The 9,847-nt window shown below is 59.3% G+C and carries 9 protein-coding genes and 2 pseudogenes; 3 read left to right on the top strand and 8 right to left on the bottom strand.

The genetic code is table 11. The features are described 5' to 3' along the window. Window positions 1-135: pseudogene (locus tag HWX36_RS36855) on the top strand (AAA family ATPase); the annotation flags it as partial. A gap of 26 nt (window positions 136-161) precedes the next feature. Here HWX36_RS36855 and HWX36_RS33655 read toward each other — a convergent pair. From HWX36_RS33655 to HWX36_RS37465, 6 genes and pseudogenes are all read right to left on the bottom strand, one after another. Further along, the gene (locus tag HWX36_RS33655) at window positions 162-1,007 is read right to left on the bottom strand and encodes an IS30 family transposase (RefSeq protein ID WP_244136597.1); all 846 of its coding nucleotides are present in this window, start codon (window positions 1,005-1,007) and stop codon (window positions 162-164) included. A gap of 66 nt (window positions 1,008-1,073) precedes the next feature. Further along, window positions 1,074-1,334, bottom strand: a pseudogene (locus HWX36_RS33650) (transposase); the annotation flags it as partial. 67 nt (window positions 1,335-1,401) lie between these two features. Next, a complete protein-coding gene (locus HWX36_RS33645) occupies window positions 1,402-1,587 on the bottom strand; it encodes a hypothetical protein (protein ID WP_175958073.1) in 186 nt (61 codons plus the stop codon). 41 nt (window positions 1,588-1,628) lie between these two features. Further along, a complete protein-coding gene (locus tag HWX36_RS33640; protein WP_175958072.1) occupies window positions 1,629-1,868 on the bottom strand; it encodes a hypothetical protein in 240 nt (79 codons plus the stop codon). Next, window positions 1,865-2,092, bottom strand: a complete 228-nt coding sequence (locus HWX36_RS37470) for a hypothetical protein (RefSeq protein WP_244136596.1) — start codon at window positions 2,090-2,092, stop codon at window positions 1,865-1,867. Before HWX36_RS37470 ends, HWX36_RS33640 begins: the two co-directional genes overlap by 4 nt. Window positions 2,093-2,792: 700 nt before the next feature. Further along, window positions 2,793-3,464: a hypothetical protein gene (locus tag HWX36_RS37465; RefSeq protein WP_244136595.1), complete on the bottom strand. Its 672-nt coding sequence runs from the start codon at window positions 3,462-3,464 to the stop codon at window positions 2,793-2,795. A gap of 50 nt (window positions 3,465-3,514) precedes the next feature. Here HWX36_RS37465 and HWX36_RS33630 point away from each other — a divergent pair, with 50 nt between their 5' ends. Beyond that, window positions 3,515-4,852: a site-specific integrase gene (locus tag HWX36_RS33630; protein WP_244136594.1), complete on the top strand. Its 1,338-nt coding sequence runs from the start codon at window positions 3,515-3,517 to the stop codon at window positions 4,850-4,852. Between the two features lie 592 nt (window positions 4,853-5,444). On the opposite strand, the gene HWX36_RS33625 is transcribed toward HWX36_RS33630, so the two are convergent. After that, the gene (locus tag HWX36_RS33625) at window positions 5,445-6,419 is read right to left on the bottom strand and encodes a ParB/RepB/Spo0J family partition protein (RefSeq protein ID WP_175958071.1); all 975 of its coding nucleotides are present in this window, start codon (window positions 6,417-6,419) and stop codon (window positions 5,445-5,447) included. Beyond that, window positions 6,416-7,624 (bottom strand): AAA family ATPase, encoded by a 1,209-nt coding sequence (locus HWX36_RS33620; protein WP_175958070.1) that lies wholly within the window; start codon window positions 7,622-7,624, stop codon window positions 6,416-6,418. Before HWX36_RS33620 ends, HWX36_RS33625 begins: the two co-directional genes overlap by 4 nt. Window positions 7,625-8,433: 809 nt before the next feature. Here HWX36_RS33620 and HWX36_RS33615 point away from each other — a divergent pair. Further along, on the top strand, window positions 8,434-9,831 hold the full coding sequence (locus tag HWX36_RS33615; RefSeq protein WP_175958069.1) for a replication initiation protein: 1,398 nt from the start codon (window positions 8,434-8,436) through the stop codon (window positions 9,829-9,831). The last annotated feature ends 16 nt before the right edge of the window (window positions 9,832-9,847 follow it).

The following is a 9,847-nucleotide window of genomic DNA, read 5'->3' as shown; positions in this document are numbered from 1 at the left end:
CTGCGAGAACACGCCGATCTGTTGCCCGACCATCTACGCAACCGGCCTTCTTCCCTGAATCCCGCGCCCGCTGAGCCGGTTCGTCGGCGTCCGGGCTGTCCTCGAAGGAGCCCATCCGATCACGTCGCCGGCTGATCACCGTCCCAACAGGGTGGGGAATTTTACTTCGACACTTCTGGGGAAATTACGTCCGACGTTGACACTTTTCCCTTTACCTTGACGATGATGGTGAACCTCGAGCGTCGCTCGACCAAAGTGGCGACATGAGTATTGTTGGCGCCACTGACGAGATCTCCTTCCCAGTGACCCGGCACCGCACGGTCGGTTGCTTCAGGTGGTCGCTCGTGAATCGAAACCGCGTCAGCAATCTTATTGCGAGCGCCCTTCGTGCTGGACGAGCGTGAGTGACGCATCTTCCGCTGGGTCCGCAAGTGATACTGCAGTTCCTTCTTCAGAACGCCGCACGCTTGCACAAACAGGCTGCGATATATCGTCTCGTGAGACACGCGCATTGCCTCGTCATCGGCATATCGGTTCTTAAGCCAACCGCTCACTTGCGCTGGAGACCATTCGCGGCAAAGCTTACGCTCGACCGCATAGCGCAAGCGCCGGTTCTGCTCCAGAAGGCAGCGTTTGGGTCGCAGAGCAGCCTGCAGGGCTCGCTCATCCGCTTCCAGAGCTCGATAGTGGCCCGTTCCGCCGTTACGCGCAATTTCACGGGAAATCGTGGAAGGCGCGCGGTTCAACTGGCGGGCAATCGCTCGAATTGAACGTCCAGCCGAGACGCCACGCGAGATCTCTTCACGTTCACTCAAGGTTAATGCCCGCAACGACCGCTTACGAGCAGCAGGGGTGTACCCTCCGCATAGTCGGATCACGCCGTAGATCGAGCCTGCAGGCTTGCCTAGCGCCTTCCCGATGCCAAGAAACGATTCACCTGCCCGCCACCACCGCCAAACCTCTGACTTGCCTTCTGGCGACAACCCCGGCCGTCCCATTTGTGCCATTCGTCAACCCTCCCTCATTCGATATTAATAGGAAGGTGTTGCAACGATCGATTGAGCCTACCGCGGCTTTTTTGCGATCTCAAGCTCCATCTGCAGGCGCTTGTTCTCCGCTCGCAGACGCGACAGTTCCATCTGCTCCGGCGTGACCGGTTTCGCTCCGGCGCCGTTGAGCTTGCCCGACGCTTCGCCCTTCACCCAGTTGCGAAGCGTCTGCTCAGAAATGCCCAGCTCGCGGGCCACCACGACCACTCCCTGGCCATCCTTGACACGCTGTACGGCGGCCAACTTGAACTCCGCCGTGTATACCTGTTTCGGTACCTTGAACATGCTTGATTTCCTTCCTTTCCGTCGAGTTTATACACGACCTATTGGAAGGCGAAATTTCAGGGGAAGCTCATTGCGCGAGAGACCCGCTATGCAGGCGCCACAGTTGCCGATGCACCTCGGTCAACGTCGCCTGCTTGCGGCTTCGCTCGGCGACTCTGCGCTCGATCCAGTTCGCGATGTCGGGGTAGCGCCGCAGAAGTTGCTGGAACGCGCCGCTCGCGGCGCCCGTCTGGCCTGAGAGGCGGGAGGTCACGGGCGCGCGTCGCTCGTAAGCCCGCGTGTGCATGTACGGAATCAGCGCTCGAACATGCGGTACAGATCGTTGAAGCCGACGCCGGTCAGGCGCGTGATTTCGCGCAGTGGTGTACAGCCGTCAACGAACAGCGTCATCGCCTGCATGCGCCGCGCGAGTTGCAACCGCGCCGGCTCCGACAATGCGCTATCGTCCGTGTGGGGCCACTGCTGAATATCGGATAGCTCCGCCGGGATGGAACGGCAATCGAAGCGCAAAACCCCGAATGCGACGGCTCTCATTGTGTCACCAGCACAGTGTGCAGTTCCAGCGATCGCGTGGCCAACGTAGGGCAATGCAACGCGCCGCTGAGGATCAGCTTGAACGCAGCCGCACGCGAGACCATCGGATCAAGCGGCGCAAGGCGTTGCTCGAGCTCGCCCAGCGTCAGCGCGTTGCGACAAGTTCCTAAGATGTCAGGCGCGAACGCATCGCAGCACTCGCTCGCGGCCAGGTAGCGCAGCATCGTAGCCGATTTCGACGCAGCAGCTCCGGCTCGTCGAGCTCGCCGGGGCGCAGTGTCCGCAACTCTATCGAATGCGATCGCGGCCACACGTCGAAAGCGGGAAACGGCGTCACTCCCTGTGCAGCCGCGGCCGCCTCGCCGGGACGCAGGACGATGAGCATCTGCTCTTGCCCTTCCTCGCGCACCCAGAAGTCCACTGTCCGCGCCGGCCTCGCATCGGGAACGCGCAGTGGCCGCTCGCAGTAGGTGATCACGTGCGGGTCCGACTCCAGCGCAGCCAGAGGTGAAGGGCGTTCCAGCCATACAGCGTCAGCGGACGGCCGACCTTTGGCCCGAAGACGTCTAACCGATGCGCTCCAAACGGACGCGCATCGTTGACTGCCCTTCGGAAACGTGGTGGGATCATAGCCGCTCCGGTCGATTCTCCAGTTGTAGTACAAAAAAGGGGCCCTGCCGCAGATCTTCCGCGCCTCTGGGCGAAGCCCGATGCGGCTTTATGAAAATTACTACAATTTACGTATTATAAGATACATTTTCTCGTTCAGCCTGTTGATGCAGTCCGCGAGTTCGGTCTTGGCCGGTTTCTCGCCGGCCAAAACACATCTTGCCGTGAAACATCGCTGGAAATTGCCCCTTGAAAGTCCGCGAATCCGTTGCCGGGTATGGACTCTGACAATTCTCTCAAGCACTTTCGATTGTTTCACACGCTCGGGCCGTCGCACCGCCGAGCGCTGCGAGTTTTCAGTGTTTCATTTCGATTCCGCGACATCTTCGACTTTCGCTTCCAACCGTGTCGAAGGAAAAGTCGCTGCGCAGCTCCTAAAATGCCGCGCCGAGAGGTCGTGGCCGCCGACGGGCGGTGCTTCCACTTTCGATTCCTCCCACGCCGCCGGTCGGCGCGCGGGACTGTATCGAACAACACGGTTTTCGTATCCCTCTCCCCATCGCCCATGCCGATCGCCCACGACCCTGACGTGCTCGATGTCGAGTTTCGCGAATTGCCGGCCGCGCCGCGTCGCGCGCCCACGCCGGCGGCCCGCCGCCAGTCGCGCTCGCGGCCGCCCAACGCCGGATCGGCCTGCAGCACCTCGCCTTCTTCCGCGGCTATCTGGAAGGGCTGGATCTCGCCGAGCTGGCCGACCAGTACCTCGAATTCGGCCGCGACGCGCTCCTGGCTGGTGACGGCGTTCGTCGCCGCGGCGCGCAAGCGCCAGGACTTCGCAACCGCCCGGCTGCTGGCGATCCGGCCGGCCGCGCTTGCCGCGACGCCGGGGCACCCACCGCGCCGTCGCTGGAGGATTTCGCGGCCGAGCACGACCCGGACGGCTTCTATACGGAAAAGGAGCTGCTCGACCTGTTCGCCGCCCGGCACGTGGGCGCGAATCGCGACGCCGGCGCAACACCCGCCGGCGCGCGCGGCAGATGGCAGCGCTCGAGGCGCTCGCGCGTCTGGTGGTCGAGGATCCGCGCCCCGAGCACCACGTGCTCGGCTGGTTCAACACCGCGGTCGCGCTGCGCCTGGCCGACGTCGGGCTCATCACGATCGGCAAGCTGGTCGAGACCATCAACGCGGTCGGCTACCGCTGGTATCGGCGCGTGCCGCGCCTCGGCGAGATCGGCGCCCGGCGCATCACCGCGTGGCTCACCCACTACGGGGACGTCGCGGGCCTGCAGCTGGCCGCCGGCGTGCAAGTCCACCCGTCCGAGCGCACTCTGCCCGGCCCGCCGCTCGCCGCAGCCGGCCCGGTCACCGCGATCGTGCCGCTCGAGCGTTTCTTGCTTCCGCCCGAACTGGACGGATCGCGCGGCGCGCATCGCAATCTGGTCAAGAACAACAGCCGCGCGAACAACGACCGCGAGGCGATTGACTTCTGGCTCGCCGACTACGAGAACCCGCACACGCGCCAGCGCTACCGCACCGAGGCCGAACGCCTGCTGTTGTGGGCGATCTTCGTGAAGCGCAAGGCGTTGTCGAGCCTCGACACCGACGATGCGCGCGACTACATCAATGGTTTCCTGATCGATCCACAGCCGGCCGGCCAATGGGTCATGACGGACACCGCGCATCGCAGCGATCTGGGGTGGCGGCCGTTCCGCGGACCGCTATCGGTCAAGAGTCGGCAGGATGCGCTGTCCGCGCTCAAGAAATTCTTCGATGAGCTGGTCGACGCGCAGTACCTGGATCACAACGCGTTCGCCAAGGTGCGCGTGTTCACCGGCACGACGCATGACGCCGCAGGCAACGAGCGCCGTGTGGCCGCGAAGTCGCGCCTTCAGATCGAGCGCGGCTTGACCTCCGACGCGTGGCGCTTCGCAATGCTCGTGCTCGACGGGATGCCGGACACGGCCGACGTGCAGGAGCGCTACGCCGGCCCCGAGTTGGGGACGATCCGGTTGCTGCGCGTGGTCGGCAAGCGCGCGAAGGAACGCTTCGTCCCGCTGGTCCCAGCGGTGCTGGCCCTGATGAGCGATTACTTGGAATCGCGCGGCCTGCCGCGCGATCCCCTCGCCTGCCCGGCCGCCACCCCGTTGATCCCGGCGCTGCTGTCGAATGCCGAGATCGGCAAGATCCAGCGCGCGGCGAAGGCGAGCAAAACCGATCTGGTGCCCGAGCTCGCCGCGCGGGCGCGACAAACCGGGCCGATTCACCCGGTGCAGCTCTACAAGGCAATCAAGCAGTTTTTTGCAACGGTAACTGCTGCTGCGCTGCGCGAGGACTCGCCGCATGCGCGGGCTTTCAGCGAAGCCAGCCCGCACTGACTGCGACACACGTTTGTATCGCATGCACTTGCAAACGGCATGAGTCTCGAGAGTGCGCGGAATTTTGCCGGTCACGATTCGCTCGATACGACGTCGATCTACGCCACGGCGGAACTCGGTCGGCAGTACCGGGAGGCAGAGACCTTCCTGAGGCAGGCGACAAACCAAAGGGACGTGATCTAGCTGGGCGGTGGCAATCGCCCGCTGCAAGGCGCGGACAAGTTACTCCCAGATTAAGTCCGGGATACTTCTCTCGATGCCATCAAACTCCCAGATAATCTACGACTTCAACCTTCGTGGCTGGAAATCTCCCAGATAATCTCGGACTTTGGAACGGCCGGCTGCGCGCCCCGTTCTGCGAGGGGCCGCGAGAACTCAGTATATAAGGCTCCGAGCGTCGGGGTTTCGCAAAACAGTTGGTGCAGCGCCACCATTCGAGGGATGCAAACGTGTCCCAAGTTGGGACAGATAATGCAGGGGGGTGGGGCCGCAGCCACACTGTCCCAACTTGGGACAGCAGGACACCATGCCATCGACCTACCCACCAGAACGAAAAAAAAGCCCGCATCTCGCGGGCTCATGACACCGGGGCTTACCCCGTAGTACCGAATAGCTCGGCAAGTAGGCTTCTGATCCGCTCCTCCTGCTGAGCGTCCAACATCCCTGGCCTGATCTTTACCGTGAAGCCGCTCGAATCCTTGGTAATCGATCCAGCCTGATTCTTGCCCGCAAAAATCTTCTCGATACTCCGATCGCGAACCGATGCCGGCTTGCCGCTGGTCTCTACCGCCAGTTTGATGTTCCGACCGAATCTCGTCTGGTCCAATTCACCGGAAACAACATCAGGCCAATAAGTCTTCGCCGCATCAACAGCGATTTCACCGTGCTTCTTCAGGACCGATACAACAGTTTCAGCAGCCGTCGCGCCCAGAAGGCTAGGCTGCAGGTCAAGGTCCTTGATGATGAACTCTGGAAGATCCGCAAACGACAAGAGGCGGTACAGATCCGATCGTGCCATACCTAGCGCGGACGCCATCTGGCTCCGATTCGGAAACTCTTTCTCCGTCTGCCGAATTGACAACGAGATCTCGTAGTCGCTCAGGCCATCTCGAACGATATTCTCGGCCAATGCGAGCATGGCCATGTCTTGATCCGAAATCTCGACCTGGACGACCCTAATCGACTCCTTCCCAATGAGTCGGTGAGCACGCCATCGCCGTTCACCTGCGACGATCTGGTATCCATCAGAAACAGGACGGACAACGATCGGTTGAATAAGTCCACTCGCACGAATGCTAGAGGCGAGCTCATTCAATTTTCCGTCATTGAAAACGCGACGAGGTTGCCATGGGTTCGGGCGAATTTCCGCAACTGGTACCTCCGCTGTCGCTGATGCGGCCGCGGCCTTCTCCAACTCAGCAATTCGTTCCTGCGCACTGGCCAGCGCGCTGGCCATTCCAGGTCCAGTCCGTGGAGCTGTTGGCTTGCGGTCCGGATCCAGATCTATGTCTTTTGCGGAACGCAGCTCCGCAGTTTTCGCCATCATTTTTTCGCGGATGCTGCTCATTTCCTCTTCCTCCATTCCTCCACGTACGAATCATCAATCCAACGGCAGTAGTCCATCAACGGCTGCCGAACTCTCGCAACCGTCTTCGCCACGCTGTCCGAGCGACTAAGGTCGAACACTGTAGAGAATGCGAGCGCACCATTAGACATTACCGAACTGGCCGGAATCTCCGTCGTGTGCAACCAGTCACCGTACGCACGCTGTGCCCAAGACCGCACAACTGGGGCGGATGAAGTTACGCCGTAGTCGACCTTCGAGAGCACAACAGAAATGAAGTCGTATGTCTTCTCAACCTCGTGCGCGGCAAAGCCTTGTGCGACGTCCGCGAACAGCGACCAGAAGGACACTGACGAAATAAAATCAAGGCTCTCCGGAACCAGAGGCATCACCATCGAGTCCGCCGCCATTAACCCATTCAAGGTCATGTACGACAGCGACGGAGCCGTATCGAGCACGATGTAGTCATAGTGCTTCCGAAGAGGCTCGAGGCCCTGCCGAAGAACCGACCAGAATTGGTAGTTGGGCTTCGTCTTTTGCATCGCCGGAAGGAAGTACTCCGCGTGATGCAGAAAGTTGTGCGCCGGAATGAGGTCAATGCCATCCCAGTAGGTCGACTGGATAACGGCCCCGAGGCCGCCCTCGACGTTCTGGTCGAAGATGTACGGAAGAACGGTGTCGTCTTCCGAGACATCTTTTTCAGCATAGAGACCGCAAAGCTCCGAAAGGGAGGCCTGTGGATCCAGGTCGATCACAAGCACCTTGCGACCTCGAAGACTCAAACCTTGTGCAACGCACATAGTCATCGTCGTTTTGGTCGATCCGCCCTTAAAGTTCGCGATGGTTAAGACTTTCCCTTTATGATCTCGAGTCCCGGTTACGAGGGGTGTCTGATAAATGTCGGATACCTGCTGGACCCAAGTTCGAACCTCCGCGAGAGAGAAGAGCCTCGTACGCCCCGTCCCATTTGCAATGCCCGGCGGCAAAGTTCCACCTTCTTTCGACGCTTCATAGTGGACCTTTGCGCGATCAATGCCGCATAGTTCCGCTAGTTCCGAAGTTGTGAAGACCGGCGCGGTTTTCCGCGGCCGCGGTGCAAGAATTTGATCCCGCAGCTCATTGGTCATAACGGCCAATCGATCGGCAAACTCGCCGAGCCTTGGAAGATTCACACGGCGGTCAATTTCAGGCAGCTCACTCAATTTCATTGTCTCTAGAACCTCCGCGATAATCGGCAAGAGAATGTTTCTACGGTTTTGACGATGATTCTCACAAAACCGTAGAATACGCGGTACCTCTAACAATGGCCAGAGAATTCGGGCCTGAGAACGACAAAGAGCTTCCAGCTACGCCCGCAGCGCAACACGCGGAATCCGCGCTAGCGCCCATCCAGCGGACTTCCCGAGACTTCGACAGAACTAGCGTGCGGGATCCTATCGAACGTTTGACCATCCTTTGGTTGCACAAAACACCTCACCATAGGGAAGAGGCCCTACGTCGAGATCGAGCCATTCTGAAAGAGCTACACAAAAAACCTCACCTTTCGAACCGTAGATCCGACGTCGTTTTGCCACCAAGTCGACGAAATTTGCGCGCGGCACGAGCTTGGATCCTCAACTTTTTCATCCACAGTCAATGCACGTTGGGAGTTTCGTCCCTGATTTTTTGCGCGTACCCGGAGCCCTGTGGTCTGTATTTATCTAAAACATAAACCGACAAACAACCCACAGGACAGGCTGAATCGTTTAAAAACAAAGCCTTAACCATCGAATGGTGAGGCGAAATGTGCTGGTGGTGCTGTGGATTGATCCATAAGGTGTGATCTTTTCCCCGTCAAGGTGAGGTAAAACGGCGTCTAAGGTGAGGTCTTTGGGCTGAAAGGTGAGGTGATTTGGCGCCTTAGGTGAGAAGGTTTGTGGCCGAGTGATCGTTAAGGTGAGGTAGCCTGTGTTGACAGGTCACTATAGCGCGCATAATCTACCGCCCGTATGCACAAACGACATGGAGCGGTGACCGAATGGCCGAGGTTGGGCAACTTGCGACGTCGAGGCAACTCGCGTTGGCGCTATTCGAAGATGCCGCTGCCGAAGGGTTGGCGGTTGACGCCGCTCGTTCCGATGTCGGATTCGCACGAAAGAACATTCTCATTAGGATCGTGGACCTCGGCGTTGCGGCGCGGCGATTGATCGATGCAGCGTACTTCATCGTCGCGCAGGAAGATCGTGTTCACGACTTGTATGACGTCGAACTCGATTACTTCAAATGGCTGATGCGGTATTCAAGTCGGAACAATGCGCATTTGGAGCAGGTCATCACCGAGGCGCAAAAGGCACTGATTCAAGCCACTACCGCGCCGACGCCTGATGGCGATAAGCCGTTTGGATCAGTGCAGCTGATCGGGCGAGTTTCGTTCCAAGGTGGGCGCTTCCAGTTTCGCATTCCCACTGACCTGATTTCAATCATCCGGGGTCCTGGCAAGTCCCATTGGTTGAGTTTGCGGATCACATCGCTCTTCACCCTTAGCTACGCACGGGTCATGTATGACCATCTGCTTCCGTTTGCCGATGACGGGAGCACAGACTGGCTCACTCTCGACGAACTTCGAGGCTGGCAAGGGGAGATGGGCGCTAACGCGCTCGTTTTCAAATACTTCAAGCGGGATTGGCTTGAACCCGCCGTCAAACAAATTAACGAGCTATCTGACATTACATTGGAGTACGAAACAAGAAACGAGCCGGGGTCGCGCAAGATAGGGAGACTGCGATTTCGGATCGCTCGGAAGGACGTCGCTGAGCGGGTTCTGCACACATATGAGGAAGCCCAAGAGATCTATCGCATTCTGAAGCAGGAGTTCGGGCTTTCGAGTGACCAGATGAACCAGATCGGTGCCAATCGCGGCACATATACGGACGATCGACTCCATCAAGCGATCGAACGAACGCGGTTTAGCTTGAAACTGGGAAAGGTCTCGAAGAGCCCCGCGGGGTTCTTCATGAAAGCATTGAAGGAAGGGTGGGTGGTCTCAGACGCAGAGCGGGAAATGGTCACTGTTCAGCAGACTCTAGCGCTGACTGAACAGCGGGAGCAAGACGATAGGGCCAGAGCGCAATCCCTCGCCGCGTTACAGACCGCTGCACAGGAATCGAGCGCGCAAGACCGTATGCGAGAAGAGGCACGTTTGGGGCGCACCCAGTACGACGCCGCAGAGCGGCGGCAAAAAGATGAATGGCTTCGTACGTACCTCTCGTCGTCTGGAGGAAAGATCATGTTGCGCCGCTTGAAATTGAATCCTGACGACGTTGATGAGGCAACGGTACTCGGAGATGTTGACCTCGTTGGCGACTTCTCTCGATTCGTTTTCAACAAGACCAAGTCAAGAGCAAAAGGAGCGGGCTCGCGAGCTCGAGCCGGATAGGCAAATGGCATCGATA

Origin of the sequence: Burkholderia sp. BCC0405, from assembly GCF_902833075.1 — a bacterium.
Lineage (GTDB): Bacteria > Pseudomonadota > Gammaproteobacteria > Burkholderiales > Burkholderiaceae > Burkholderia.
This window is presented reverse-complemented; position numbering and strand designations above follow the sequence as displayed.